The sequence below is a fragment of the Haloarcula sp. CBA1115 genome (assembly GCF_000827835.1).
Classification (GTDB): domain Archaea; phylum Halobacteriota; class Halobacteria; order Halobacteriales; family Haloarculaceae; genus Haloarcula; species Haloarcula hispanica.
Genome location: NZ_CP010529.1, coordinates 1,946,937 through 1,973,369, shown reverse-complemented (window position 1 = coordinate 1,973,369; position 26,433 = coordinate 1,946,937). Strand labels below are relative to the sequence as shown.

The following is a 26,433-nucleotide window of genomic DNA, read 5'->3' as shown; positions in this document are numbered from 1 at the left end:
GTAAAGGCTTGTTGTCATGCTGTCGCCCGCTAACCGCTGGGATGACTGCCGTATCCGTTCGGCTGAGGCTGATTCGCTCATTGCTATCGGAGCGGGGCCGACCGGCAGGTCCATCTCACGTTTCCGGCCATCTTCGGGCGAGACGTGTTATCTGTGTGCGACAGCATCTGCATGATTAATTCCACGTCTACCGGTGGCGAAAGGGTGAAGAGGTCGAACCGACTGGTCGACAATATGGGCGTTCTCGGGCAGCTCGGATTCATGGTCGCCTTTCTTTCGGCCGGCGTCGCCGCCGGCCACTTCGGGCTGTTGACCGACCGGCGGACGGATATCCTCACCACACTCGTCTTTACTGTCGCCCTGCCGGCGCTCATATTCCGGTCCACGTACAACCGCCCGCTGCGGGAGATTATCTCGCCGGCGTTACTCGGGGGCTTCTGGGCCGTCATCGCGCTGACGATAACGCTGGGCTGGCTCGTCCACCGGCGGCTGGAATCCCCCGACCGCCGCAGCGTCTCCGTCGTCCAGTCGTATCACAGCAACATGGGGTTTCTCGGGCTGCCGCTCGTGGCAGCGACGATGGGCAGCGAAGCGACGGCCGTCGCCAGCGTCATCCTCGGTATCGGCGCGGTGACCCACGTCCCGGTGACGGTGTTCCTGCTGGTCCGCATCAACGGCAGCGACGCCTCGCTGCTGGGCGAGTGCAGGAAACTCGTGACGAACCCGGTGCTCATCGCGCTGGCGGCCGGCATCACGGCCTCGGTCCTGTCGCTGTCCGTTCCGGAGCCACTCGTCGGTGCGCTCGGTCCGCCGGCCAAACTGGCGCTCCCGGTCGCCCTGCTGTGTATCGGTGCGACGCTCGACACGGACCTCCCGGTGGCGGACCTGCAGAAGACCGTCAGCGTCGTCGGGCTGAAGGTGCTGTGGATGCCGGCGCTGGCGTGGCTGGTGTACTCCTCGCTAGCGATGGACGCGACGGCGCTGGGCGCAGCGGTCGTGATGCTCGGCACCCCGACAGCGGTGTCGACGTACGTCTACACGACGGAACTCGGCGGCGACGCCGCGTTCGCCTCGCTGAACGTCTTCACCTCGACAGTGGTCTCAATCGGAACGCTCTCCGTGCTGATCTGGCTGTTCGCCTGACGCCCTGCCGTGGTCACGCTTTTGCCCGCCGACGCCCCCACCGACGATATGGGCTATCACCAGATCAACCCCGAGGACCTGTCGGAAACTGCGGACTACCCCTGTGACCGGCGCGGCGTCTCCGACGCCGCCGAACTCCACGCGCTCCACGCGGCCACCTACGAGATGGCACCCGGCGAAGACCTCTCGCGGGCCTACCACTACCACGAGACGCGCGAGGAACTATTCTACGTGCTCAAGGGCACGCTTCACGTCGAAACGCCCGACGGGGAGTTCGTGGTCGCCGCCGACGAGGTGTTCGTCGCCGAGCCGGAGAGCCCACACCGCGCGCACAACCCCGCCGACGCCGACAAGCCAGTCACGGTCCTCGGCGTCGGCGCACCGCCGACCGACATCGCGCGCCCGTACGACCCCGACGCGTAGCGAGCGGGCTCGGCGGTTCAGACACGCTTTTCAGCCCCCCCATCACAGTTGCGCCCATGACGAGCAAACAGGCGGTACAACAGGAACTGGTCGACAGCGGCGTCACGGCAGTCCTGCGCGGGATTCCCGAGGAAAAGATGGTCGACGTGGCGACAGCCGTCCACGAAGGCGGCGTCACGGCGCTGGAACTGACGGCCGACGCGAAGCGCTGCTCGGACATGATTGCCGCGGTCGACAAGGCTCTGGACGACACCGACGCCATCATCGGGGCCGGCACAGTCATGGACGCCGCCGCCGCCCGCAACGTCATCGAGGCCGGCGCGGAGTTCGTCCTCGCACCGAACCTCAACGAGGACGTCATCGACGTGTGCAATCGTGAGGGCGTCCTCGCCATCCCCGGCGTCATGACGCCGACGGAGGCCGCCGACGCGATGGAGGCGGGTGCGGACATCCTGAAGATGTTCCCGGCGAAAACGGTCGGCCCGGCACACATCGGCGCGCTGCAGGGTCCGCTCGGCGACGTCCCGATTATGCCGACCGGCGGCGTCTCGACCGACAACGTCGACGAGTTCTTTGATGCCGGCGCGGTCGCTGTCGGCGCGGGCTCGGCGCTGGTCAACTACGAGGCAATCGAGAATGACGACATGGACGGCGTCCGCGAACAGGCCGCGGCGTTCGTCGACGCCGTCGAGGCCGCCCGAGAGTAGCAACAATCTCACCCGGCCGAGCAGAACGAGGCCCGGCACGGCGGCAGCGGCTTACGTTCCGGTGTCGTTCTCGGTCGTCTCGTTGCCTGTCTCGTTCCCAGCCGTTCCAGTCTCATTACCGGGCAGGTCAGTTTCGTTGCCCGGAACCGCAGTCTCGTTTCCGGCCGTCCCAGTTTCGTTCTCTGGTCTTTCCGTTTCGTTACCGGGCACGCCTGTTTGGTTGCCTGGAGCCTCGGTCCCGTTGCCAGGCATTTCAGTTTCGTTCCCCGGTACTCCGGTCTCATTGCCGGGCAGATCTGTTTCAGTATCCGACATCTCCGTCTCGTTTCCGAGAGCATCGGTTTCGTTCTCGCCCAGTTCCGTCTCGGTATCCATCCCGGTTCCTTCTTCGGTCTGGGCTTCAGTTTCCGTCTGCGATTCCGTACCGGCTTCCGTCATCGCGTCAGTCTCTGCTGCCGTAGATGTGCCCGGAGCTTCGGCACCGCCGCCACCGCCAGTCTCCGTACCGCTGCCGCCAGTGTCACTACAGCCAGCCAGCGCCACGAGTGCGCCGCCTGCGATTTTGATAACGTTCCGTCGAGATGTGGGTCGTCCCATAGCGTTTGCCCGAAGAGAAGCCGGACAGTTTATGAATGACCTGCTAAGCGTCTGACGGAGAGCCGACAGAACGGCTTAGCAACACCCGAAGGTGGGCCGGTTCGCAAAGCAAACATAAACGATCTGTTTCAGATCATGAATGGTTCGAGTCCGGTATTTCGGCCAGTTCACGGGTGGTTCTACACCTCGATAGCCGAACATCGGCCTGTTGCGGTGTGGTTCGAGACCCGAGTTACAACTATCCGTACTGTTCCCGAGCGGTTATCGAGCGCATAGGTATCTTCGTCCCCGGGTCACGATATCAGGCCCTGCGTTGTGAGTCAGACAGCCGTTTTAGCTGTCAAAATCGCTCAGTCGCCGTTTAGCAACGTCATAACCTGGACGCAGTGGGCAGCATCCCCATGCCCGCGGGAACTCCCGTAGCCGTAATTGTCGCCGCCGTCGTCTGGAACACCGGGTATCGGTCCGCCTCCGTCAGTTACGAGCCGTGTCTCGTCAACAGGGAGACCACGGTCACCCGACGACAGCACGATGAGTTCGGGTGCGACATCAGCCGGCGCGACCTGCCGGCAGTAGCGTCCATCAGACATCGGTGGTCCCCTCCGCGGGACCACTGTCAGCCCTATTCCTCACATCGCCGGAAACGTCGCGTCGTTCGATCGTCTGCATTGGTATCACGCTACGATACTGTGTGGACCAGTCATGAACAGCAAACGACTTCAACGCGCCCCTGTCGGCGAAAACGACCACACCTGCGATGGAGTGGCAGTATTTGCCGCATCGCACGCGGTGCGTTCCCGTCGGAAGAGCGCGAACTCGCCGGGTTCTACACAAACAGGGTCGACAATGGCCGCTCATGTGCCGCAGGTAGCAGCAAAAGTAACCGCGAAGTCCGAGGCCTACTCGCCGATGAGGCTGTCGACGATTTCCTCGGGGTCGAACGGTTCGAGGTCGCCGTAGTCCTGGCCGGTCCCCAGGAAGAGGATCGGCTTGCCGGTGACGTGCGCGACGGAGATGGCCGCGCCGCCCTGCGGGTCGGCGTCGGCTTTCGTCAGAATCGCCCCGTCGATCTCGGCCGCATCGTTGAACTCGCGCGCCCGGTTGACGGCGTCCTGACCCGCGACCGCCTCGTCCACGAACAGCGTCATGTCCGGGTCGATGTTGCGGTCGATCTTCTCCAACTGGGCCATCAGGTCGTCCGAGGTGTGGAGTCGGCCGGCCGTATCGCCCAGCACCACGTCGATGTCGTTGGCCTTGGCGTACTCGACGGCGTCGTAGACGACCGCCGTCGGGTCCGACCCCTGTTCGTGGGTGATGATCTTCTTGTCGAGGTTCTCGGCGTGTTTCTCCAGTTGCTCGTTCGCTCCGGCGCGGTAGGTGTCGCCGTTGGCGAGCACCGTCGAGAGTCCGCGCTCCTCGAAGTACTGGGCGAGTTTCGCTATCGAGGTCGTCTTGCCGACGCCGTTGACCCCGGTGAACACGATGGTTACCGGCTTGTCTGCCTGCTGGACGCGCTCGTCGAAGTCGAACTGGCCGACGTTGATGACATCGTACAGCGACTCCCGGAGCGCGTCTCGAACGAGGTTCCCGGTGCTGGAGAGCCGTCGGCGGGTCTGGCCCGTGAGGTTCTCCTTGACGCCGTCGAGAATCTCGTTGGCGACGCTCATCTCCACGTCGCTCGACAGCAGCGCCAGTTCGAGGTCGTCGAGGTGGCTCTGTAAGTCCTCCTCCTCGATAACCGTCTTCCCGGTCGCCATGAGCTTCGCCTTCGCGGCGAGACCGCGGCCGCCGTCGTCGTCTTCTTCGGACTCCGAATCGGTGTCGGATGCCGAGTCGTCCTCTACCTCTGTGGCGTCGTCAGACTGGGAAACTTCATCCTGGATCGCGTCTGTGTCTTCGACTGCCGTAGACGACGCTGTGGCTGGCTCGTCTATCGCGTCGGAGTCAGCGGCCGGCGGTTCAGAACCAGTCTGTGGCTGGTCGCTCTCGACCGCAGCCGCCTGCGTGTCGTCTTCGGACGGCTGCGAGTCCGTTGCGGGCTCAGCGTCGGCCGCCTGGTCGGCAGTTGCTTCCCCGTCAGCCCCGTCGGCGTCCGGTTCGTCCTCCGCTTCGAGTGCGTCGTCGTCGACGTCCTCCTCGACGTCACTCGTGAACCCGCTGAGTTTGTCCTTCAGTCCGTCGAACATGGCGGCCTTACTCGTCTTCCTGCTCTTGCTGTTGCATCATCTGCTGCATCTGCTGCTGTTGCATCTGCTGGGCCTGCTGTTCGAGCTCTTCCATCTCGGTCTCGACTTCGGCCTTCTCTTCCTGCAGGTCGCTGATGTGGTCGTCCAGCGTTTCCTTCTTCGTTTCCAGCGTGCTGACAGCGCCGTCCTGCTCGCGCTCCGCGGAGTAGCCGCCACCGAGGGAGACGACGACCTCGTCGATGTCCTCGATAGTCGCGCGGATGTAGGCGTCGCCGCCGAGCGGGACCTGCACCGTGGAGCCGGAGTCAAGCGTCTCGATGGCCTCGATTGCCTCGTCGATGTCAGTCTGCTTGTCGCGGAGGCGCTCGATTTCCTCGTCGATAGCGTCGACTTCCTGCTCCATCTGCTCGATCTCCTGTGCGACCTGCTGCATCTGACCGCCGCCGCCACCGCCGCCACCGCCCATCATGCTGCCACCTCCTCGATTGTGATCTGCGTGCGCTTGAGGTTGTGCTGGGAGCCGAAGTCGCTGTAAACGCGCTCCTCAGCGACGTTCTCGTTTGGCGCGTCGACCTCCTTCTCGAACTGCTGTGGGCCGTCTCGGGCCGGGAAACTACCGCGAACAGTGTACGTGCTCATACACGCAGGTGCGGGCAGGGCAGGGAAGTATCTTCCCCTTCCGTCCGTCCCACCATCCACAAGAGTAGCCGCCGCTACCCAGCGACTGCGACGGCCACACGGCTGGAAAACGAGCGACGGGCCTACTCCTCGGACGCCGGGGCGTACACCATATCGCCGCCACACTCGGGACAGGACGGGCGGAGTACACCTGTCGAGTAGTCACACTTCCGGCAGACGAGGCGGTTCTGGTCTTCCGCGGGCGGTGTTCGCTGGACCATACGTGACGTTTGGGGACGCACTATATTATTCTTTGACACGAGCTGTCATGGTTGCCGGCCCCGATGGATTTCCCGGGGCAATACGTACAGCCAGCTATGAGCGAGACGACTTACCAGTGCGAGTGCGGTGCGGCCCTGCGATTCAGGCAGGACCTGACGCTGGAGCGCGGCGGGACCAGTCGGGCCTGGGCGTGTGGGGACTGCGGACTGCCCGTTCCGAGCGTGGTGGCGGAGAAACTCAGCCACCAGCATCCGTCCTGAGCGGGCGGCAGAATGAAAACCGCGTCAGTCGATGTAGCCGAGCGCCGCGTCGATACGGCCCAGTTCCGGCCCGGAGGTGTCCGAGCCACAGACGTAGCCGTGGTCGTTGGCGAGCAGCCCGGAGCCGACGAGCGGACCGCCGTAGTTGATGGTCCCGATGTCGGCCGGCACGTCGAGGATGTCCTCGAGGGCGTCGAGTTCGCCGTCCGTGGCCTTCGGATGACAGAGCACGCCCTTGTTGGTGGCGACGGCGGCGGTCCCGACGGTGGTGACACCGGCGATGACGCCGCGTTCGACGGGCACGTCCAGCCCATCCTTGACCGCTTGCACGGCATCCCGAGAGAGGTCGGGGTGGACGTACGCGCCGTAGTCGTTACAGCAGACGACGTTTCCGGCGGCGTTGATCCGGCCGGGCATTCTGGTGATGGGCACGTCGACGACATCCTGAATCCGTTCGATTTCGGTCTCGCGGACGCGTTCGGAGACGACCAGCCCGTTCTCGTTGCCGGTCGCGAGCGCACCGACGGTCCCGGAGCGGCCGACGGTGGTCGGCACGGCCGGAACGCCGAGTTCGTCGCTCAGGTCCTCAAGCAGCGATTCGTCTAAGTCTGGGCGAACCAGCACGCAGTCGTCGGTCGCACGGGCGAACACACCCACGTACGACGACCCGGAGAAAGCCGCGCGGAGCAACGTTACTCTGCGGTCTCTGCTTCGACGATGGCTTCGCCCTCTTCCTCGAAGCGGGCGGCGCGAACACGGATCTTGCTCGGCGTGTTGGCGCGACCGCGGGCCCAGGCCGCCTCGTTGATCGAGGGGTCGAGGCGGACGGCGTCCTCGTCGACAGAGAAGTGCTTGGCGAGGTGCTCGCGGATGAGGATCATCGCCTTGTCTGCGCGCTTGTGGTTCGGTTCGGCTCGCGCGTCTCGGAGCGGGACGGTGACGACACGCTCCTCGAAGTCACTGGCGCTCATTATTCGTCAGTGTCGTTGCGCCGCCAGTGGCGTCGTTTGTGGTTGCGCTGGACCTCGCGGTCCGTCTTGAGCATGACCCAGGCCGGGACTCGACTGTTCTGGTTGTCGAGTTTGGCCAGTCGCTTCTTCGTAGCCTTCGATTTCTTACCCATGGTATGGTGCTTGTTCCGCGCCGTGGTTTAAATTCCTTCCTTTTCGAGCCGGTCGCGGCCCGTTATCAGCGGCTATAACTGCGGACGTAGAACTAAGTAGTCCGTGACCCTGATTATCAATGGATGAAGCGCCGGAGATTCCTCCAGACAATGGGTGTCAGTGCGACAGCCGTCAGCTCTGGTTGCATGGGTGGGGGCGGTGAGGTCGTCGTCAGCGTGCAACAGGACGTCAGAGTTGACCCGCACGAAGCGTGGATCAAGGAGGAAATTCCGGACGTATCCGACCCCGGCGGTGAGCTACGGTATATCGTCAAAGCGGACATCCCGTTCAACGTGTACTTTTTTACTGACCGCGAGCAGTTCGAGCAGTACGACACGTTCATCAAGGGTCGGGAGCCCGACGAGACACCGCCGGGGAACCCCGAGTTCAGCCAGACAGCGGTCCAGCCGGAGGGGTCGGATATTTACCGGGCGTCCACGGACGACGGCGGCGCACGGGAGTCACTGGACGAACCCGGGCCGTACTTCTTCGCCGTCGACCACTCGAACTACCGGATGGAAACACGCGTCGATGACTACGACGATCCGTTGAAGGCCTTCGTCGACCTCACCGTCATCCGAAGCAAACTGCCCTTCTAAACGAACGCCAGCGGTACCATCGCCAGCACCCCGACGGCGACGCCGGCAGTTAGTTCGCGTTTACCGCCACCCGGCAAGCCGTCGCCGTACTCCAGCGCTTCGGGGACGAACTCCGTGAGCACGAGATACACCATCGCCCCAGCGGCGAAGCCGAAGCCGAACGGGAGAAATGCCTTCGCCAGCGTGACGAAGTAGTACGCGATAACGGCCCCGACCGGCTGTGGCAGCGAGGAGAACACCGCCCACCAGACCATCTTCCACTCGCTGACACCCAGCGAACGGAGCGGGATGGCGATAGCAGTCCCCTCAGGGACGTTGTGGATGGAGATGGCGACAGTCATGAACACAGCCAGCAGCGGGACAGAGACGCCGAGGATACCCACAGCGGATTCGGGCGTGGCCGACTCCAGCCCGAGTTCCGCGAAGGAGACGCCGACGGCGACGCCCTCTGGGAAGCTATGGACAGTCAGAATGCCCAGAATCAGCAGAAGCTTCTTGAAGTCGGCCCGCTCGAACTGCTCGGGTGACTGGTCGAAGTCATCCAGAAGTTCGTGGGCAACGACGACGAGCAGGACGCCAGCGAGAATGCCGGGAATCATCAGCAGCGGCGACCCGTATGCCAGCCCCTCCCGGACGAGTCCGAAGAGCGATGCGGCGACCATGATTCCCGAGGCCAGCCCCCACAGCAGGACGTTCCATCTGTCGGAGAACTCATCAACGAGAAAGAACGGGATCGCACCGAGGCCGGTGGCAAGCGCCGTAAGCAACCCCGCAACGAACACGAAAGCAACGTTCTCAACGGCGACCATATCGGTCCTACGCCGCTCGGACCGATAAAAATTGTCACTAACCTGATTTGTTTTGGTCGGCCTAAACAGTCTGCTGGCACGCTGTAAATAGGTTCTCAAGCGGCTAATTGACGCCCCTCACTCGGTTATAGGCCAGTGCTACGATAGTCCCGACGCCACAACACGCATTCTAACAGATATATGACAACAAATGCACGCCAACAGTGTCCGTGTAGAACACGCACCGACAGCAACCCCGCTGGCCGAGACGGCACACACTCATAATGACACTGACTCGACGGTCCGGTACGTCGGGCCGTCAGGTCCCAGCTCACTCTCTTTCAGCCGGATTTCCTCGACACGCAGGCGACCGACATCCGGGTCCTCGTTCTTGACGGTGTCCTGTACCGTCTCTTTGCCGCCGGCGTGGTCCATCCTGGCGATGGTTGCGTGCGGCGTGAACTCGTGGTCCTCCGGGTCGAACCCCATCGCGACGGTCCGGGCCTCGACGGCTTCGTGCAACGCGGTCAGTTCCGCGCCACCCTGTCCGTCGCGGACACCGACCCAGACGACACTGATGTAGGACAGCGCCGGGAACACGCCGAGACCGCCGAACTCGGCTTCGAACGGCTCGACGCCGCTGTCTTCGACCGCCCCTTCGAGAGCAGTGACGATGTCGTCAACGCGGTCCGGGTCGGTGTCGCCGAGGAACTTCAGCGTGATGTGGGCCTGTGCGGGGTCGGTCAGCCGAAGCCCAGAGACGCCGTCGAAGCGTTCCTGTACGCTCTCGATAGCGTCTTCGAGCCCGTCCAGATCGACGCTGACGAACAGGCGGTTGGCCATAGCTAGCGGTTCCGGTCGTGTCCGCAAGAAAGCTACGACGGGGTCAGTGACTGCTGTGATCTGGGGCTGTATGCCACCGCCAGAGACTATGTCCGAGTCCCAGAGCGACCATTGCGACCGCGACGCCGAAGAGAGCGGGGATGGCGGTGTCGGGAAGGAGACCGAGAGATAGCCGGACGAGAATGGCCGCCACAATCAGGAGGGCTACACGCGCTCGTGCCCGGGGCGTCTCTGCCGGACTGGATACCCAGCGCCCGAACGCCGGTAGCTGCGCGTAGTAGCGTCCGACGAGAACCGCCAGAACGACCGTTCCTGCAACGCCCGCTCCAGCGGCGGACAGCGACAGCGAGGTCTGGTTTGAGGTGAGAGCAGCCCAGCTAACGACTGCGAACACACCCCCGAAGAAGACGAGCAACGCGTCTACTGCCAGTGGGTCCCGCATATCCGGGAATCCGACCGCAGGACACCTAAATCTTCACGAGCCGTGGACGTAGCCCTTAACCGGATTGGCCGTCAATCAGGAGGCATGACAGACCACGACGACGACCACGCCTTCTCCGAGGGCCAGGGGTTCGACGACCCCTACGAAGGGTTCGATCTCGAACCGCCGGAGTTTGAGGTGGACCCGGACAAGGTCGACCCCGTCGACTCGCGTGTCGTCACCGACCTGCTGGACCAGCGGAACGTCTCCTCTGACGCCGTCGACCCAGAGCAACTGCTCGATGTCGGCCTGGAGTACATGCACATCAACCGCCACGAACAGGCCGCCGAGACGTTCGAGCGCGTCGCCCAGTACACGGACGACGACCGGCTCAAACAGGAGGCCTGGACGAACAAGGGCGCGGCCCACGCGGAACTCGAAGAGTGGGACGCCGCCATCGGCGCGTACAAGGAAGCGCTCAACTTCGACGAGGAGTCCGACCACGCCGCCACAGCGGAGACGAACCTCGCGTACGCGCTCTGGAAGTCCGGCCGCTCCGAGCAGGCACTCGAACACGCCGAGCGCGCCGTCGAAATCGACCCGCGCTTCGGCGAGGGCTGGTACAACCGCGGCTTCTTCCTGCTGGAACGCGGCCTGGCCGACGAGGCCATCGACGCGTTCGACAACGCAGTCCGCCTCGGCTTCCGCAACGCCGACGTGCTCGAAGAGAAGGCCCGCGCCCTCGAAGAGGTCGGCGAGTTCGACCGCGCCGAGGAGCTGGCCGAGGAAGTCGACGAGATGCGCGAGGAGGCCGAACAGCAACTGCTTGAATGATACTCAACGAACGCGACACCGACGAGGGGTTGCTCGTCTCCGTCTGTGACCCTGACATCATGGGCGAAACGTTCGAGAACGGCCCCGTATCGCTCACGGTCAACGAGGAGTTCTACGGCGGCGAAACGGCTACCGAAGACGAAATCGTCGACAGTCTCGCACGCTGTTCGGTCGCCAACATCGTCGGCGACGACGCCGTCAATGTTGCTGTCGAACACGGCTTCGTCGACGAGGAGAACGTCCTCGATCTGGGCGAGACGCGCCACGCACAACTGCTCTGGATGTAACTGCGGTCGCTACCGCAAGCCCGACCCCGACAGTCTTTGCGAACGCCCATCGAGAGGGACACGTATGTATTCCCGAGATCACGCCATCGTCTCCGCGGCCGTCGGGGCCGTCGGCGTTGCCGTCCTGCCGGTCCCCCTTCCGTGGTGGGCCGCCGTCGGCTACGCGGTCGTCGTCGGCGTCGCCATCGACTTTGACCACTTCGCCGTGGCCAGACTGGAGACCGGCGACTGGGCCGCCCTCCGCCGTTGTCTCCGGAACCCCGAGATAGTGGTGTTCGACCAGGACGTAATATTCGGCCCGCAGGACCTCTGGCCGCTCCAGCGGCTCCTCAGCCATCACCTCATCGGCGGCGTGGTCGTGGTCGGCCTCTGGCTCGTCTCCGAGCCGCTATCGCTGTTTACCGCCCTCGTCCTGTACGCCCACGTCCTCGGAGACCTCGTCTGGGACAACTACCTGCTTGATACCTACCGGGAACAGCACATGATGGCTGCTGAGTCTGACTCCGAGTAGGTCCATATGTTCCCGCTATCGATAGCGGACGACAGCCAGTGTACAGGGTGCCCCGAAAGAAGCCTCATCAGTCTAATAACGCCTCATTACCGGTTTTTTAGAGAGTAGAGCACCTCTTAGGCGGTACACAACATATCCCGAAATGTCTGACTAGCGAGAGATTGCGGACTTTGCTCACCACGCCTGTGTGCCGTGGTATTATTACACATTCATTCGCGGAAAGTAGCCGTTTTCAGGCTGGTTACGCCGAAAGATCTGGTTAACAAAGTATCGTATCACGCAAGGGGGGACCATGATCTGGTGGAGGACAGCTGACGGCCAAACATGAATCTGCCGTCGGTCCCGAAAATCAGTCGCAAGTCCGTTCCGAGAGACGTTGTTATCGCCTGTGTCGGAATAGTTGCCACAGTACTGCTCGCGCCACTGGTGCTGTTCACAACAGAGATATTTGTTCTCATAGTCCCGTTATGTGGTGGGGTTGCTGGCCTGACATATCTGGCGGGGTGGCTACGAACCGACGAAGCACGCACGCACACGACAGCGTTCGTGGGAAAGAACGCGGTACGGGTCGTAGAGACGGCTGTCATCGTTGGAATTGGATCCCTGGCGTTGCTTGGGGCTCTCCAGAACGGCCGGACGATTCAGTTCCATCTCGTGAGCGGCGTCATTGGCACGGCAATCATTGCGCAGATCGTTTTCGCTGAGACATCGGCATTGCGCCCCCGGGTCGTGCTCGCAGAACTGCTCGGGCTCCTGCTCGTGATCCAGTACACTGCCCTGCTGACCACTCCAGGATTCATTGGCGTCGACACATGGGTTCACGTAACCCAGTTCATCGCGGACATACAGTCCGCCGGAACAACCGCTGCTATCTCCGAGTCGAAGTACTCGGTGGCGCCGGTGTATCACATACTCGTCGTCAGCGGTGCGGCGCTGTTCGGATCCAGTCTCCGGACAGCCATGTTTGCGAGCGTCGCACTCGTCATTCCGATGACGCCACTACTAGTATACAGTACAGCCCGGTATATGCTGGCAGTACGGGGCTCGCTTCTCGCTGCAGCGTTGTTCACGATGAGCGATTATATGTTGCGCTGGAGTATCGACGTTATCCCGAACAGTCTTGGGCTCGTTTATTTCGCCGCCGTCCTGTTCGGACTAACGAAGCTGTTCTACACCGACACCCGACGCCCACTGTATGCGCTTACGCTGTACTGCTGTCTGTCGGTCGTGCTGGTCCATCAGGTGTCGACGTTCATCGTGCTTACACTGCTTGGTGCCGGTGTCGTCGCCAAGTTCGTCACAGACCATACGGACTATCTCAGTGGCGTCGCGGACCGCGTCCCCTCGGAGATTCCAACGGTAAACACGATTGGACTGTTCGGTACGACGACGGTACTGGCAATGGGGTTCTGGTCGGTTACGCCCTATGGAGACCAGTCATTCATCGGCCGGATGATTGTACTGCTCAGCAGCGACCTCTCAGGTGCCGGCTTCCTCAACCTGCGCAGCAGTAACGCCGCCAGTGAAAAACTGCCCGCCTCAATCGTGCAAGATGTCCCCACTGCAGTGACTCTCGTTGACGCAATGGGGTTCTCGATCCTGCTGTGTCTGCTAGTGCTGGGACTACTGGTGTTGCTTCAGCGACACCGCCTCACCCAACTCTCCGCGATATTTGTTGTCGGCGCGGGGATTATGCTTGTATTCACACTGGGGCTCCCATTGTTTGGCATCAACGTCTTCATTCCGGATCGATGGTTCGCGTTCCTCTATGTCCTGATGGCAATCGTTGGCGTATTTGGCCTGCGATACGTCACACAACAGTTTGGGACCCGTACTGTCGTCGCCTGTATGCTGATTCTCGCGCTTGTGTTCCCCGGGTCAGTCTTCGTCTCACGTAAGGCGACGCTCGAGAACCCTGCCTTTGAGGAAGCATACCCGCGGTACTCACACACGGAATCTGAGCTGGCCGCGGTGGAATCGATCTCAGCGCTCCGGCCACAGGATCGGAGTACAGTCGTGACCGATCACCCTTACCGGATGGTGTTTCCACTCTGGCAAAACCAGTCGTCGCGGCCGTTAGAGTACGACACCGATAGCGGTGGCTTTGAGAGCAGAGACCGGGTGTACCGGCGCTATCAGTCCACTGGGTCGCCAATCATCACTGCTAACGGTCGGTTCAAAAAAGTACAGCTTGACAGGGAACTCGTCTGTCCGTCCGATTCGGCCGTAGTTTATAACAATGGGGCGGTCCAGTACTGCCGTACTTTCGAGGTGTCAGGGTAGCTACCGATGATTCACTCACTGTGTAACCGGCTGCTACACCGGACGGGGCCGTACGCCGATTTGCTACTCGTCGCCAGCTATACGACCGTGGTGGCTTCGGTGTTGCAGTCTCCGGGATGGCTGGGACCGACGGCACGGATCCCCGTTGCCCTGCCAGTGTTGCTGTTCGCGCCGGGATATGCTCTGGTCACTGCGATCTTCCCGAGCTTGACTGTCGAATCAGTCACAAGCGATAGCCGAGCCCCGCCTACGCGACCTCGTAACCGACTAAACGGGCTTGTCCCGGTCGAACGTGTGACACTCGCAGTTGTCGCAAGCGCATCGGGACTCCCGATGGTGTTGTACGGCCTCTCGATGGTGACTCGGATTCGCCTCTCACTGATCTGTGCTGTCGCCGCTACCGTGACAGTTGGGTGCTGTGCCGTCGCTGTGGGCCGGCGGACTGTTACAGGCTGGGAGCCGCCGGTGGACGGCGGGATTGGACGCGAAGTGCTCGGCATCGAGTCACGTATCGACGTGTTACCGGTTTTGGCCGCCGTCGTTGCAGTGGTACTGGTCACCGTCGCTGGCGTAGTGGTTCTCGATGGAAACGGAGCAACGGCGAACGCCGAACTCGCAATCGGAACTGAGAACGCTGCAGGAAATGTGACCATCGAAGGCTACCAGGGCGTCTATTTCCCGGGTGATACGGGTAACTACACAGTCCAAATCGAACACCACGGCGATACGTCCCAAGAGTACACGTACGTTGTCGGATTTGAGCGCCAGTCGGGGAACGGCTCCGGTTCCTGGTCAGTCAGGCAGCGGACGTCTGTTACCGCTCGACCGTCGATCCCGGTAACGGACGACGTGAGCGTGCAACTCGATGGACCGTCGGGCAACGGCACCGTCGTCGTGCTCCTGTATGAGGGACAAGCCCCGGAAACACCCACGCGGGACAATGCACTCAGAGTGGTGTCTGTCCCTGTCGAGGTACGATTACCATGACCCCATCCGCGTATAGCCTCGGACTCTCGACAGCTAATTCGAGTATAAATTACTGGCCATCGCTTGCAGGAATACTAGATCTTATGCACCGATGGATACTGGCCCACGAGGGACCCAGTTCTGAAACTGCAACGTCGACGAGAGACAGCCGATGAGTGAACGAGTCCTGTTCAGCGTCAATCATCCCGCACAGGTCCATCTTTTCAAATATGCCGCCCGGGAGCTCGAAGCAGAGGGCTTCGAGACGCTCGTGGCTGCTCGCGAGAAGGAGATGACGGTTGACCTGCTCTCGGCCGAGGGACTGGACTACGTCACACTTACCACCGAAAGCGACGGGCTAGTGGAGCTGACAGCCGAGCTTGCGAAGCGAGAGCGGCGGCTCTACAACTTGGCCCGTGAGTTTGATCCCTCCGTAATCGTCGCGCGGTTGGCCCCGCCAGCGGTCCACGTCGCCACTGCGCTTGGCTGTCGGAACCTTGTGTACATGGACACAGTCCTTCGCCCGCGGACGGTTCGGCTGCTGTATCACGGACTCACGCTCCCATTCGTCGACGATATCTGTTCGCCACCGGGGATGGACTTTCACGTTCCCTTTGGACAGTCACACACGGTCGGGTTCCAGGAGCTAGCGTACCTCCACCCCGACCGGTTCAAGCCGGACCCAGAGCGTCTACGAGCCCACGGTGTCAACCCAGATGCGACCTACACCGTGGTCAGACTGGCGGGCTGGGATGCGTACCACGATATCGGTGAAAAGGGACTCGACACGGACGCCAGGTCACAGCTCGTTGAGCAGCTATGTGATCGGGGCGAGGTGTATATTACCTGTGAGGGGGACTTGCCGACAGAGTACGACCGGCATCAGCTCGCTGTCCCGCCGCATCTGGTCCATGACCTCCTCTACTTTGCCGACCTCTATATCGGTGATTCACAGACGATGCCAACTGAGGCTGCCCTGCTGGGGACACCAGCTATCCGAATAAATTCCGTCGTCGGAGACAACGATATGCACAATTTCCTCGAACTGGAGGAGCGGGAGCTGTTGTACTCGTATACAGATGGGACAGCGGCCATCGACCGGGCCGACTCTCTGCTGTCTGACGACGACGCGGAGCGCTGGGAGCGCGAACGTAAGCGGCTCCTGGCACAGCAGCGTGACGTAACGGAGCACATGGTCGAGCTTATCCGAACTGGTGGTAACGATTGAACCGATACAGGCACCGTCTATCCCGTCGGTATGCATCGGTTTCAATCGCGGTACGCCTTGCTATAGCTAGATAATCCCCTGCTAACAAATGGATACCAGCGCAGTCCACGAGGTACTGGTGTTGCTATATGGAAGTTAGAACGGCCGTCCTGAAGTTATTCTCCGGAAATATCGCACTCGCGATCATCGAGTTTGCAGCGGTTGCCGGGTTCACTCGAGCCATGGGCACTGGGGCTATCGGGTCGTTCTTTCTTTTTCAGGCAGTCATTGGGATGCTCAATATCCCCGCTGATCTGGGCATCTCGAAGGCGGTTGAAAAACAGCTTTCGGCTGCTGCCCCGATGGGCGAGGTTCTCGGGACGGCACTCGTCGTCAAGACACTGCTGGTGCTGCCGTGGCTGGCCGGTCTAGTGGCATTTGCCTCCTATGTTGAGCAGTATATCGGCATTCCGGGCGTTGTACCCATTCTGGTCACCGGCCTCGTCATCAGACAGGTCCGAGAGCTTTCGCTGCGCCTGCTCGCGGGGGAATTCCAGGTTGAGCGTAACGCAGCGGTGAAAGTATTCGGGAAGCTGACCTGGGTTGGAACGGGTGCCGTTTTCGTGGTAAATGGAATGGGTGCAAGTGGCCTCGTTCTCGGGTTCGTGCTGGGCGACCTCGCGGCCGCGCTCGGAGCCATGGCACGGCTCGATATCAGAGTGGGCTGGCCTCGACTGGACCGGGCGCACGCACTCGTTGGATTCGGGCGGTACCTGTTCGTCGGGAGTGTCAGCGGAATCGTCTACGAGTGGATCGACGTGGCGATCCTCCGTCTGTTCGTCCCGGTATCACTGGTCGGTGTGTACGAAATCGCCTGGCGGGTTGCCGCTGTCGCGCTGCTGTTGACCAACGCTATCCGCACATCGTTGTTCCCACAGATCTCAAGATGGCACGACCGGGACCGGTTTGAACGCATTGAAGACGCCTTCCGAACCTGGGTTCAGCTGTCGCTGTACGCGACTATTCCAGCGTTCGCCGGTGCAGTCGTCCTTGGCCCCGATCTTTTGACTACTATCTTCGGAAGCGCGGCTGCCGCGGGCTATCCTGTGCTGGTTGTGTTTATGCTAGAGAAGATCCTCCGGTCAGTACAGCTTGTTATCGGTCCGGCACTGTACGCAATGGATGCGCCGCAACTGGGCTACCGGGGCAGTGTCGTCGCTATCAGTGCGAACGTTGTTCTTAATCTCGCGCTCATTCCGTCTTTCGGTATCCGTGGAGCAGCGGTCGCAACGACTCTGAGCGCGGCGGCGGCCGCCGTGGTGTCAATCTATTACGTGCGGCAGTTCGTCCGCATTCCACTCCCCCGTAAACGAATCGTTTGGAGCGCTATCGCGGCGACACTGATGGCTGGTACGGTTGCGCTGGTGATTCGTCCCTTCGATCCCGGCTGGCTTCGTCTCAGCGTTGGCCTCGGAGTCGGCGTGTTGAGTTACGCCGGGCTGTTGTTGGCTAACTCCGGTATCCGAATCCAGTTGCGGCAGGCTATGGGGTCGCTTGGTTGGGCGTAGTTGGGAACAGCGCTACGGCGTGTTTGTCGACAACAGTGTCCCAGTCATGCGCCTCAGCAGTTTCTCTGGCCGTGCGCTCGATTTGACCGGCAAGAGCCGGGTCATCGAGACACTGCTCGATCGCCGAGCAAAGCCCCGTTGCTGTTCCATCGTACAGGAGCCCATTGTCTCCGTCCGTAATCAGGCGCTGGTGTGGCGGAATATCTGTTGCCATGACGACTGCGCCGGCTGCCATGTATTCGAGCAGTTTCGCCGGGTAACTGATTCGATACGACTCGATATCCTCTAGCGGAGAAATGGCCACGTCAGTCCGGGTCAACAGCCCTGGGACGTCACTGTGGGGCACTCGTCCGTACCAGACGATCTGGTCAGCCACTCCCAACTTCGCAGCCTTTGCCTGCATTGCATCGATGTAACCGGATTGGCCATCACCCGCGATATGGAACTCAAACGTCTCGCCACACTCTGCGAGCGCTTCAATAACGTGTGGGAGCCCCCTGGCTGCGCCGAGCGATCCAACGTATGTCACGGTCAGTGGTCTAGAGAAGGAGTCACCAGTCTGTCGTCCGTCAGCGGGCTCGAACGTCTCAGTATCAACGCCCATTCCGATGACTGTCGCCGACGAGAGGTCCAGCCCGTACTCCTGTTCGGTGACTTGACGGATCCCCTCAGTCAAACAGGTGACCTGATCACACCGCTGCAAAGCCACTTTGACTGCGGCGGCGTACCCTGCCCAGATCATGACGGAGAGGCGCTCCGCGGGCGACATATCTGCCTGTCTAGACATGACAAAGTCACGCTTCTGTCGGACCGGAACCACCTGAAGACCAGCGACAAAGCGCGAGTCACCAGCAATAGCGCCAACCCATGCCTGAACGAGGGTTCTCTGGAAGCCATAGGTGGCATCGAACCGATGCCGAGCCCCGAGTACGGTCGCGTACAGTGTGGCGATGATGAAGAACGCTATCGTCGAAACGAGGCGGGTATTGCCGGTTCGGATCGGATGGTAAACGACTGACGTGTTACCAGTACCGCCTGCATCGTGGTCTTTGTCGGCGCTACAGATGACATGAACAGTGTGTGTAGCTGCAAGCTTTGTCGAGATGTAGTGTGGGACAGTCGCGCTGAACGGTGACCTAACATCGCGGTGATGAATCAATAGGAGAGAGCGACGCTGTGCCATCGGCTCAGGGGTTACAGACCCACCGGTACGGGTCGAGTGCCTCGTGTGATTGTTCCTGCTATCATTTGCACCGAAAGTCTACGGTTACGGTCATAAGTAAAGGGGAGTTATGCGCACACAACCCGGAGACCGCACGGGAAGGCAGCGAGAGCCACCCGACCTATCGATGGTAAGGGGTGTATTATATAATACCTCAGACGGCTACAGGCAGCAATGAATGGAGGTCAGCGGACGCGGCGGAGATTTATTAAGGGGATCGCCGCTACGGCCTTGACAGTCGGTATTAGCTACCCCGGGACTGTCACGACCCAGTCGCGATTCGACACTGTCGTCAACGCCATTGCAGCGGGTGCAGACCCCGATGGGTCGGAACGGATCGACAACGTCCTCGAGGGGTACATCGATGATGATACACTCATCGAGTTCCCCGCGGGAAGGTACCGTCTTGGCTCCCTCGACGTCGGCCCTGTTCGTAACTTGGGTCTACGAGCGAAGCCCGAGGCGCAGGTCTTGTTTGAGCCCGCGACACCAGCCAGCGATCAGCGCTCACTCATTACGTTCGAGGGTATCGAAGACCTTCTTTTAAAAGGACTGACATTTGACTTTTCACGGCCGGGATTCGGAAACACCCTGAGGGTGATTGCTAATGGTGACTTTCTGGCACAGGACCTCAGAATCCGTGGTCAATTGCCGGATCAGGACCGGACGACACCACATGTCGGGTTCCGGTTTGACGTGCGCGACCCGGATTCGACAGGGGTTGTGAGAGATGTCTCTGCCCCCGACGGTGGACATCAAGGGGGGAACGGTGTTGGTGTCTTCGTCGGTAAAAACCACGCCGGGACACTTCGGTTCGAGAACTGCACTGTCGCTAACTTCCCCAATAACGGACTCTACGCCTCCGCACCGGGCCGAAGCAGTCGGAACTATACGGGTCGGGACGGCGTTGTACACGTCAGAGGGGGTCTGTACGCAAATAACAACATCGCTAACGTTCGGCTGGGATCGACCGGATCGACGGCTTACGGAGTCACGGTTCGCGTCGATTCGGTACCACCGTACCCGTCACTGGAGAAGCTAAACGTCCGCGGCATCAGGCTACGTGCCCAGTCCGGGCAGTTCATCAGCGACTGTGATATCACTATCACTAGTGACGCAGGCCCCGGATTCGGTGCTATCGTCTATCACCCCGACCACGACTCTGCAACCCTTCGCAACACGACGATCCACGTCGACAAAGACGAGTACAATGCGGTCAGGGCCATCAGTGGGGACAGTGGCGGTACCGGGGCACCACTTACTCTCCAGAACGTTAGTGTGACTGGCGACGCAGCCGGCGGTGCTGCCGTTGTTATCGCTGATCGAGACAGAACAGTACTGCGGGACTGCGTAATCAAGCAGTCGGGAGCGGGGCGCGATGGAGTTAGGTTCACCAGTGCAGACGAGTGCCTAATAACCGACTCAACCATTCAGGTTCCCGGCGAGCCGCTGTCTCTTATCGACTCATCCGTGCGGAAGGTTCGGCTTACTGTCTGAATCTGTTCCTGCCAACTGAAGCGTAACTGGTAGTTACTTGGCCTCGAAAGATGCGGTAGTCGTAATTACGCTTTATTCCATCATTAGTAATGTACTCCTGAATGGTCGAAAAGGATTACATACTACCCCACAGTTATGATGGGGCCAGTTCTAGTGCGGACTCCACCAAAGAGGGACGGTCACTACTGACACGAAGGCAGCTACTGGGAGGCATACTGGCTGCAAGTACAGTACCGATGATTCCGAATGGACTTGGAATGCCATCTTCTCGTACTCTCGAAATAATTTCAACGGATCAGCAAAGCGAGACTGGCTCCCTTGACGTGCGCTACGAGTTCACTACAACAGGCGAGATCGTCCCGGTAAATGACGGCGAGAACGCAGCAGAGGCCAACGATAGCGTGGCGAAAAACGACGACGGGACGTGGACTGCGATTGGGCGGACGGGCAATGGATTCGGCGACGGCTACGAAATCAAGGGTATCGTTACCGATTTCAATGCCAGTGGGAACTACGAAATCCGGCTGGACGGAGCGGTGGTTACAGTCTCGGAGGTAGTTGCGCCTGCTGACCACGTCGTTGAGATACAGACCACCGAAGACCCCACTGAACTCGATTACGAACTGACGACGACAGGTGAGCCGATTCCGTGTACTGGTGATACGGAAAACGCCGCTGACGACAATGACAGCATCGTCCGTAACGACGACGACACCTGGACGATCGACGGATATACTGGTAACGGCTACGGCGACCAGTACTACTTTTCCGGCGAGATTGTCGACTTCGGGCCCGTTGAGCCGTTCGCTGCGGTATACGTTGATGGGAAGCAGATCGACCTCTCGCCGTTTGAGCGGTCTCCAGATCCGGCTACAGAGATCGGCGGTGGCAGCGGGTATGCCAACACGGTTCCTGAGTCAGATGCCAACTACGTAGTCGAGACACTCTCCGAGTTGCTTACTGCACTGGATGCTGCCGGCCGCGGCGATACTGTCTACGTTGCTGGCGACGCTACCATTGATGCCTCACCAGTTACCGGAAGTGACCGGCTAACTGTGCCTACCGGAGTAACCCTCGCTTCTAACCGTGGTATCGACGGCGCGTCGGGTGGCCAGATCTCCACTGGCGTCATCGATTATGAACACCTCATGGGCCTGAGCGAGGATGTCCGATTGACCGGACTCCGGATCAGTGGACCCGAAACCGGATATCGCGAGTACGGTACCCCGGTATCCAGTGGCGTCACCGTTGAGGGAGCAGGCTGTGAAATCGACAACACCGAGCTATGGGGTTTCAACCACGCAGCACTCAAACTCCGAACGTCGACACATATCCATCACTGCCATATCCACGACAACCCCATGGGCGGACTGGGCTACGGTATCCAATGTTTAGACGGGGACAATACGCTTATAGAGTACAACAGATTCAACTTTAATCGCCATTCTGTTGCGAGTGGGACCGGGGAGGCCGGATACGAGGTCCGATACAATCACTTTGGCGGCACCGAAACACCATCCTACCAGGTCGGAACACATCAGCCGGGTGGAACGACGCTGCTGATCCATCATAACACCTTCACGCCCCTCCGACACGTTGGTCAACATCCTGAGGAACCGGGAACGCACGTCAGCATCCGTGGCGTCCCCGAAGACCGTGGTGAGATCCACCACAACTGGTTTTACAACCCAAAGCAGCCATCGGCGGGTCGGGGTAACGAAGCAGTCATCCAGCCACATGTCGAATCATTAACAAACCTTCATTTCGGGAACAACCACTACGGACAGAACATTCCTGACGGCGATGTGGGGTGTCCACGGCGCTAAAAAGTACTCTAAGGAGAACGTTACTAACACCCTAGATCCTGAAGACACCCAATCGATGGGGACCGTCGTCATTTCGCTGGACGCCGAACTCGCATGGGGGTTTGTCGATTTCCCGGTCTTACCAGAGCGACGACTCGCGCGCGCCCGAGAGATGTGGCTAGAGTTGTTGGACCTGTTTGAAAAGTATGATCTTCCCGCCACTTGGGCGGTCGTTGGCCACTTGTTCCTTGAAGACTGTGATGGTCGACACCCGAACCACCCGCTCAATGCGGCGTGGTTTGACAGAGAACGGCCCTCAGAGCATGAGGAACTGTGGTGCGCGCCGGATCTCATTGACACAGTTGCCGACGCGACAGTCGACCACGAAATCGCTTGTCATTCCTTTTCGCACGTTAATTTCCAGTCTAGCAGGGCCTCGAAGTCTGTTGCGGCGGCCGAATTGGGGCGGTGTCACAAGCTCGCCGACCGTTGCGGAATTGAGTTGTCCAGTTTCGTGTTCCCACGTAACCGTGTTGCACATCGCGATGTCCTTGCGAGATCGGGTTTTCGTTGTTACCGTGGGCGGCAACCACCGTGCTGGCACACCGACAATCGATTGACGCCACTGGTTCGGGCCGTCAGTGGCTCGCCGCTAGGAATTACGCCGCCCATTGTCCATCCTCGTGTCGACGAGCATGGACTCGTTGAGATCCCGGCGTCGCTGTTACTGTTTTGCTTCGAAGGATGGGCTCGCCAGATAACAGAGACACTGTGGGCTGACCCCGTTGTCAAAATGGTCCAGCGAGGGGTCGATCAGGTCGACGGTGGTGATGGAATCTTCCACCTCTGGCTTCATCCAAACAATCTCATCAACGACGCGGGGATCAAGCGGATGGAGTCGGTATTATCATATATCGATCAAAAGCGTGGGCCGGGTCTCGCGGTCCGGACCATGGAGACAGTCGCACAGCGGACTGTCGGCTCGGCCCCGCAGCAGACCTGGTAAGGATATCCTTCTACCGATAATGAACTTATAATTAACTGAGAGTCAGCCATCGCCACACTATCTGTGGAGTTAGCAGAGAGATATGATACTATACATATGTGCTAGGCGATCGAGCGAGGCCTTGGTGGGGCCAGTTGACTGTCTCAGCCTGATGGGTGAGGATGTATAGAGGGCACACTGTTGGTGTGGTTGTCCCAGCGTACAACGAAGCAGGACTTGTCGGTACTGTCATCGATACAATTCCGGAATACGTCGACCGGATTTACGCTATCGACGACTGCTCGATGGACGACACATGGACAGAAATTCAGGCACACGCAAGACTGGACCAGGCGGATGCCCCATCCAATCCGGAGCAATCCGTGCAAACAGATGGTGGGTTTGAACAGCGAGTCTGCCCGATACGCCACGAAACCAATCGCGGCGTCGGTGGCGCGATCAAAACAGGCTACCGCCATGCGTTGCGGGACCACATTGACGTAACTGCCGTGATGGGCGGTGATGGGCAGATGGACCCGAGTATTCTCGACTCATTCCTCGATCCCATCATCGACGGCGAGGCGGACTACACGAAGGGTAACCGTCTCCACAGACCGGCGTATCGTGAATCGATGCCCCGTGCCCGGCTTGTCGGCAATGCGATCCTCACAGCGTTGACAAGGGTCGCGTCGGGCTATTGGAGGATAACAGACCCCCAGAACGGGTATACAGCCATATCACGGCAGGCGCTGTTGGCGATCGACCTTGACGAGATGTACGAGTACTACGGGTACTGCAACGATCTGCTTGTGGAACTCAGCGTCAGTGAGATGCGGGTTGCAGATGTTCCGATGCCAGCGAAGTACGATGAAGCCGAGTCGAGTATTCGCTACCGGGAGTACATTCCAAAGGTCTCGTGGCTGTTGGTGCGGAACTTCTGTTCACGACTGGATCGAGCATACGTCCGAGAGGGAGTCTACCCGCTCGTACTGTGTTACGTCGCTGGTTTCAGTGCGATCTGCGTCGGACTGGTCGCCGGCGTACTGGGGCTGGCACAAGACACTGGACTTACAGCGGCGGCGCTCGCAAACCTGTTTGGCGTCCTCGTCTTTTCGCTCGGAGTGGTCCTCGACCACCGGAAGAGTTCTGGGACAGAGGTGGATGTGCGTGACTGAGTGTCTCTGGCAGGACCCAGCGACCACTCCTGCCACAAAGAGGGAGTAAATCCCGATGGACGTTCTTCAGCTTGTGACAACCCGGCGGCCGTTTTTTCACAAGCAAGTCGAAGCGCTGGAGCGTCACGGCATCAACTGTACGGTTCTGGAGGTGCCCGGTGGCGACGAAGCTACTCGGTCACCGATGGCGTATCTCCGGTTCTACACGGAATCGCTCAGTGCCGCCCCGTGGCAATACGACCTCGTCCACGCTAACTATGGATTGACTGCGCCGATGGCACTGGCACAGCCGACCCGTCCGGTCGTCCTGTCGTTATGGGGATCGGACATTTTCGGCCAGTACGACCGGCTGAGTCGCCAGTGTGCCACGCTCGCTGACGAAGTCGTCGTAATGTCTTCGGCCATGGCTGATGCGCTTGGAGAAGCGTGTCATGTGATCCCTCATGCCGTCGATTTCGAGCAGTTCGAGCCAGTCCCGACCGAAACTGCCAAAGAGACGTTGGGCTGGGATGACAGCAGGTATCATGTGCTGTTTCCTTACGACCCCGACCGTGCCGAAAAGGACCATCCCCGAGCCGTCCGTGTCATAGATGCGGTCAACGAGCGTCTCGACACGCCGGTCTCGCTTGAGGTCGTCCATGGGGTCACCCACGACCGGGTCCCGACATACATGAACGCCGCAGATGCGCTCATACTGACCTCGACCCACGAGGGGTCACCGAACGCGGTCAAAGAGGCGCTGGCGTGTAATACACCAGTGGTCTCGGTAGATGTCGGTGACGTCGCGAGTCTGATCGATGGGGCCGCTCGGTCTGCCGTCTGCGCGGACGACGAAGAACTCACGACGGCACTTACAGCGACCCTCCAGTCGTCAGAGGCTGTCCACGGACGGGTTGCTGTCGAGCCGCTACGTCTGAATCGGATGGCAGAGCGTCTGACCGCAGTATACCGATCAGCTATCGACCGGAGGTGTGCATGACTGCTCACGAGACGACGATCCACAGTACAGTTAGAGCCGTCAACGCGAACCAGTGGAACAATCTCGTCACACAGTCGGACCTCGGAACGGTGTTCCACCGGTACGAATGGCTCCGGGCAGTCGAAGCAGGTCTGGATCGGCCGGCCTATCATGCGGTCGTGACGAAAGGATCGAACCCGGTTGCCGTGCTTCCGACCGTCCTGGTACCGGTTGCAACCCCCGACCCAGCGGATCTACCGGGCCCCGATCGGGTTGTGGAAGCGACGGCTTGCCACCTGCCAACTGAGCGTCTAGTGTCGCTCCATCCCGGCACTGGCGGTCCAGTAATCGCCACAGACCACGAGGCGTGTCTCGATGCGATGCTGTCGGCACTCATAACAGCAGCGCCACGGCAGGCGCTTTCGCACAAAATCCGGACGGGGAGCCAGGCACAGAACAGATACAGTAAGTATCTCATCGGTCAGGGGTATGAATCGACGGTCACTTCCTGCCGACTCGTACTTGACCTCACGCCCGGGTGGGACCGTATCGAGTCCGGAATGGACCGGACACGACGGACGGAACTACGCAACGACGCAGTCACCGTCGAACGGACTGACTTCGATGGCTCGATGCTGGCCTCGATCCATGCTGACTACGTCCAGAACATGGAGCGAATCGGAGCGGATAGCTTTCCAATGGCCTTCTTTGAGGCGCTTGCCGAACACATGGACGAACGAGTCGAGGTGTTTACTGCTCGCCGCGAGGGCGATACCCTCGGCCGACACATCTGCATCGTAGATGAGGAGCAGTCAGCCCTCAGATACTACTTTTCGGCAGTTCCGGAGACGTCAGCCTACGAATACGGGACATCGGAACAGCTCCATGGCGCGGCCATTCAGTGGGCCATTGACGCTGGCTTCGAGAGCTACGACTTCGGCACGACAGGTGCGGACTTCAGAGACGGATTGTTTTCGTACAAGTCACAGTACGGACCAGCGGTCCGCCCGATCGTCCAGTGGGACAGAGGGCTTTCGGCGGTCGCCTGGCGTGCGTTCAAATTCGGGCGCCGGCTCTATCGCGGACAGAACTACTGAGATGACAA

At 60.4% G+C, this 26,433-nt stretch carries 31 protein-coding genes and 1 pseudogene; 19 read left to right on the top strand and 13 right to left on the bottom strand.

Annotation, left to right across the window (positions count from 1 at the left end):
* Positions 1-234 precede the first annotated feature (234 nt).
* From SG26_RS09820 to SG26_RS09810, 3 genes are read left to right on the top strand one after another with little or no spacing between them, the layout of a single operon-like run.
* Positions 235-1,143, top strand: coding sequence for an AEC family transporter (locus tag SG26_RS09820; protein ID WP_050038267.1), 909 nt, complete (start codon positions 235-237; stop codon positions 1,141-1,143).
* Between the two features lie 48 nt (positions 1,144-1,191).
* A complete protein-coding gene (locus SG26_RS09815; protein ID WP_050037478.1) occupies positions 1,192-1,566 on the top strand; it encodes a cupin domain-containing protein in 375 nt (124 codons plus the stop codon).
* A gap of 56 nt (positions 1,567-1,622) precedes the next feature.
* Entirely contained in the window at positions 1,623-2,273 is a 651-nt protein-coding gene (locus tag SG26_RS09810) for a bifunctional 4-hydroxy-2-oxoglutarate aldolase/2-dehydro-3-deoxy-phosphogluconate aldolase (protein WP_004964639.1), read from the top strand.
* A 51-nt stretch (positions 2,274-2,324) separates the two neighbouring features.
* On the opposite strand, the gene SG26_RS09805 is transcribed toward SG26_RS09810, so the two are convergent.
* The 6 genes from SG26_RS09805 to SG26_RS21605 all read right to left on the bottom strand — a co-directional run bounded on the left by SG26_RS09805 (position 2,325) and on the right by SG26_RS21605 (position 5,955).
* Positions 2,325-2,870 (bottom strand): hypothetical protein, encoded by a 546-nt coding sequence (locus tag SG26_RS09805; RefSeq protein WP_044951645.1) that lies wholly within the window; start codon positions 2,868-2,870, stop codon positions 2,325-2,327.
* 350 nt (positions 2,871-3,220) lie between these two features.
* On the bottom strand, positions 3,221-3,460 hold the full coding sequence (locus SG26_RS20745) for a hypothetical protein (RefSeq protein ID WP_079980820.1): 240 nt from the start codon (positions 3,458-3,460) through the stop codon (positions 3,221-3,223).
* Between the two features lie 309 nt (positions 3,461-3,769).
* On the bottom strand, positions 3,770-5,056 hold the full coding sequence (gene ftsY / locus SG26_RS09800; RefSeq protein ID WP_014039376.1) for a signal recognition particle-docking protein FtsY: 1,287 nt from the start codon (positions 5,054-5,056) through the stop codon (positions 3,770-3,772).
* A 7-nt stretch (positions 5,057-5,063) separates the two neighbouring features.
* Entirely contained in the window at positions 5,064-5,525 is a 462-nt protein-coding gene (gene pfdA, locus SG26_RS09795; protein ID WP_014039375.1) for a prefoldin subunit alpha, read from the bottom strand.
* Entirely contained in the window at positions 5,522-5,695 is a 174-nt protein-coding gene (gene rpl18a / locus SG26_RS09790) for a 50S ribosomal protein L18Ae (protein ID WP_004594032.1), read from the bottom strand. Before rpl18a ends, pfdA begins: the two co-directional genes overlap by 4 nt.
* Before the next feature lie 122 nt (positions 5,696-5,817).
* On the bottom strand, positions 5,818-5,955 hold the full coding sequence (locus SG26_RS21605; RefSeq protein WP_014039374.1) for a hypothetical protein: 138 nt from the start codon (positions 5,953-5,955) through the stop codon (positions 5,818-5,820).
* A 96-nt stretch (positions 5,956-6,051) separates the two neighbouring features.
* Here SG26_RS21605 and SG26_RS21600 point away from each other — a divergent pair, with 96 nt between their 5' ends.
* The gene (locus SG26_RS21600; RefSeq protein WP_023843110.1) at positions 6,052-6,216 is read left to right on the top strand and encodes a hypothetical protein; all 165 of its coding nucleotides are present in this window, start codon (positions 6,052-6,054) and stop codon (positions 6,214-6,216) included.
* Between the two features lie 24 nt (positions 6,217-6,240).
* Here the strand turns inward: SG26_RS21600 and SG26_RS09785 are convergent, their stop codons facing one another.
* Genes SG26_RS09785 through SG26_RS09775 form a run of 3 tightly spaced genes read right to left on the bottom strand, consistent with a single transcriptional unit; the run spans position 6,241 to position 7,339 of the window.
* On the bottom strand, positions 6,241-6,906 hold the full coding sequence (locus SG26_RS09785) for a translation initiation factor IF-6 (RefSeq protein ID WP_050037477.1): 666 nt from the start codon (positions 6,904-6,906) through the stop codon (positions 6,241-6,243).
* Positions 6,907-6,908: 2 nt separating this feature from the next.
* Complete coding sequence (locus SG26_RS09780) at positions 6,909-7,187, bottom strand: 50S ribosomal protein L31e (RefSeq protein ID WP_004518347.1); 279 nt, start codon at positions 7,185-7,187, stop codon at positions 6,909-6,911.
* Entirely contained in the window at positions 7,187-7,339 is a 153-nt protein-coding gene (locus SG26_RS09775; protein ID WP_004518346.1) for a 50S ribosomal protein L39e, read from the bottom strand. Before SG26_RS09775 ends, SG26_RS09780 begins: the two co-directional genes overlap by 1 nt.
* 186 nt (positions 7,340-7,525) lie before the next feature.
* Between SG26_RS09775 and SG26_RS09770 the strand changes: the two genes are divergently transcribed.
* On the top strand, positions 7,526-7,978 hold the full coding sequence (locus tag SG26_RS09770; RefSeq protein ID WP_050037476.1) for a hypothetical protein: 453 nt from the start codon (positions 7,526-7,528) through the stop codon (positions 7,976-7,978).
* Here SG26_RS09770 and SG26_RS09765 read toward each other — a convergent pair.
* The 3 genes from SG26_RS09765 to SG26_RS09755 all read right to left on the bottom strand — a co-directional run bounded on the left by SG26_RS09765 (position 7,975) and on the right by SG26_RS09755 (position 10,051).
* Positions 7,975-8,787, bottom strand: coding sequence for a ZIP family metal transporter (locus tag SG26_RS09765; RefSeq protein ID WP_014039371.1), 813 nt, complete (start codon positions 8,785-8,787; stop codon positions 7,975-7,977). The two genes, SG26_RS09770 and SG26_RS09765, sit on opposite strands and share 4 nt — an antisense overlap.
* Before the next feature lie 258 nt (positions 8,788-9,045).
* The gene (thpR, locus tag SG26_RS09760; RefSeq protein ID WP_050037475.1) at positions 9,046-9,609 is read right to left on the bottom strand and encodes an RNA 2',3'-cyclic phosphodiesterase; all 564 of its coding nucleotides are present in this window, start codon (positions 9,607-9,609) and stop codon (positions 9,046-9,048) included.
* 43 nt (positions 9,610-9,652) lie between these two features.
* The gene (locus SG26_RS09755) at positions 9,653-10,051 is read right to left on the bottom strand and encodes a hypothetical protein (protein ID WP_023843107.1); all 399 of its coding nucleotides are present in this window, start codon (positions 10,049-10,051) and stop codon (positions 9,653-9,655) included.
* A gap of 84 nt (positions 10,052-10,135) precedes the next feature.
* On the opposite strand from SG26_RS09755, the gene SG26_RS09750 reads away from it, so the two are divergent.
* The 7 genes from SG26_RS09750 to SG26_RS09720 all read left to right on the top strand — a co-directional run bounded on the left by SG26_RS09750 (position 10,136) and on the right by SG26_RS09720 (position 17,686).
* A complete protein-coding gene (locus SG26_RS09750; RefSeq protein ID WP_014039369.1) occupies positions 10,136-10,864 on the top strand; it encodes a tetratricopeptide repeat protein in 729 nt (242 codons plus the stop codon).
* Entirely contained in the window at positions 10,861-11,151 is a 291-nt protein-coding gene (locus SG26_RS09745) for a DUF424 domain-containing protein (protein ID WP_004594041.1), read from the top strand. Before SG26_RS09750 ends, SG26_RS09745 begins: the two co-directional genes overlap by 4 nt.
* Before the next feature lie 64 nt (positions 11,152-11,215).
* Complete coding sequence (locus tag SG26_RS09740; protein ID WP_014039368.1) at positions 11,216-11,662, top strand: hypothetical protein; 447 nt, start codon at positions 11,216-11,218, stop codon at positions 11,660-11,662.
* A 546-nt stretch (positions 11,663-12,208) separates the two neighbouring features.
* Complete coding sequence (locus SG26_RS09735) at positions 12,209-13,945, top strand: hypothetical protein (RefSeq protein WP_228841583.1); 1,737 nt, start codon at positions 12,209-12,211, stop codon at positions 13,943-13,945.
* Between the two features lie 6 nt (positions 13,946-13,951).
* Positions 13,952-14,932: a DUF1616 domain-containing protein gene (locus tag SG26_RS09730; RefSeq protein ID WP_225308064.1), complete on the top strand. Its 981-nt coding sequence runs from the start codon at positions 13,952-13,954 to the stop codon at positions 14,930-14,932.
* 151 nt (positions 14,933-15,083) lie between these two features.
* Positions 15,084-16,139 carry a DUF354 domain-containing protein gene (locus tag SG26_RS09725; protein WP_014039365.1) on the top strand — a complete coding sequence of 352 codons (1,056 nt, stop codon included), beginning with the start codon at positions 15,084-15,086 and terminating at the stop codon, positions 16,137-16,139.
* A gap of 128 nt (positions 16,140-16,267) precedes the next feature.
* A complete protein-coding gene (locus SG26_RS09720; protein WP_023843105.1) occupies positions 16,268-17,686 on the top strand; it encodes an oligosaccharide flippase family protein in 1,419 nt (472 codons plus the stop codon).
* Here the strand turns inward: SG26_RS09720 and SG26_RS09715 are convergent.
* Positions 17,661-18,473: a glycosyltransferase family 4 protein gene (locus SG26_RS09715; protein WP_369802616.1), complete on the bottom strand. Its 813-nt coding sequence runs from the start codon at positions 18,471-18,473 to the stop codon at positions 17,661-17,663. The two genes, SG26_RS09720 and SG26_RS09715, sit on opposite strands and share 26 nt — an antisense overlap.
* 609 nt (positions 18,474-19,082) lie before the next feature.
* Here SG26_RS09715 and SG26_RS09710 point away from each other — a divergent pair.
* The 7 genes and pseudogenes from SG26_RS09710 (at position 19,083) to SG26_RS09685 (ending at position 26,425) form a co-directional block, all read left to right on the top strand.
* On the top strand, positions 19,083-20,405 hold the full coding sequence (locus SG26_RS09710; protein WP_050037473.1) for a twin-arginine translocation signal domain-containing protein: 1,323 nt from the start codon (positions 19,083-19,085) through the stop codon (positions 20,403-20,405).
* A 323-nt stretch (positions 20,406-20,728) separates the two neighbouring features.
* Positions 20,729-22,231 carry a right-handed parallel beta-helix repeat-containing protein gene (locus SG26_RS09705; RefSeq protein WP_228841582.1) on the top strand — a complete coding sequence of 501 codons (1,503 nt, stop codon included), beginning with the start codon at positions 20,729-20,731 and terminating at the stop codon, positions 22,229-22,231.
* Positions 22,209-22,724: pseudogene (locus SG26_RS22200) on the top strand (polysaccharide deacetylase family protein); the annotation flags it as partial. The gene SG26_RS09705 and the pseudogene SG26_RS22200, both read left to right, overlap by 23 nt.
* Before the next feature lie 102 nt (positions 22,725-22,826).
* Positions 22,827-23,216, top strand: a complete 390-nt coding sequence (locus SG26_RS21945) for a hypothetical protein (protein WP_014039360.1) — start codon at positions 22,827-22,829, stop codon at positions 23,214-23,216.
* Between the two features lie 161 nt (positions 23,217-23,377).
* Positions 23,378-24,370 carry a glycosyltransferase family 2 protein gene (locus SG26_RS09695; RefSeq protein WP_044951633.1) on the top strand — a complete coding sequence of 331 codons (993 nt, stop codon included), beginning with the start codon at positions 23,378-23,380 and terminating at the stop codon, positions 24,368-24,370.
* A 55-nt stretch (positions 24,371-24,425) separates the two neighbouring features.
* Entirely contained in the window at positions 24,426-25,349 is a 924-nt protein-coding gene (locus SG26_RS09690; protein ID WP_050037471.1) for a glycosyltransferase, read from the top strand.
* Positions 25,346-26,425 (top strand): GNAT family N-acetyltransferase, encoded by a 1,080-nt coding sequence (locus SG26_RS09685; protein WP_014039357.1) that lies wholly within the window; start codon positions 25,346-25,348, stop codon positions 26,423-26,425. The genes SG26_RS09690 and SG26_RS09685 overlap by 4 nt, the downstream gene beginning before the upstream one ends.
* Positions 26,426-26,433 lie beyond the last annotated feature (8 nt).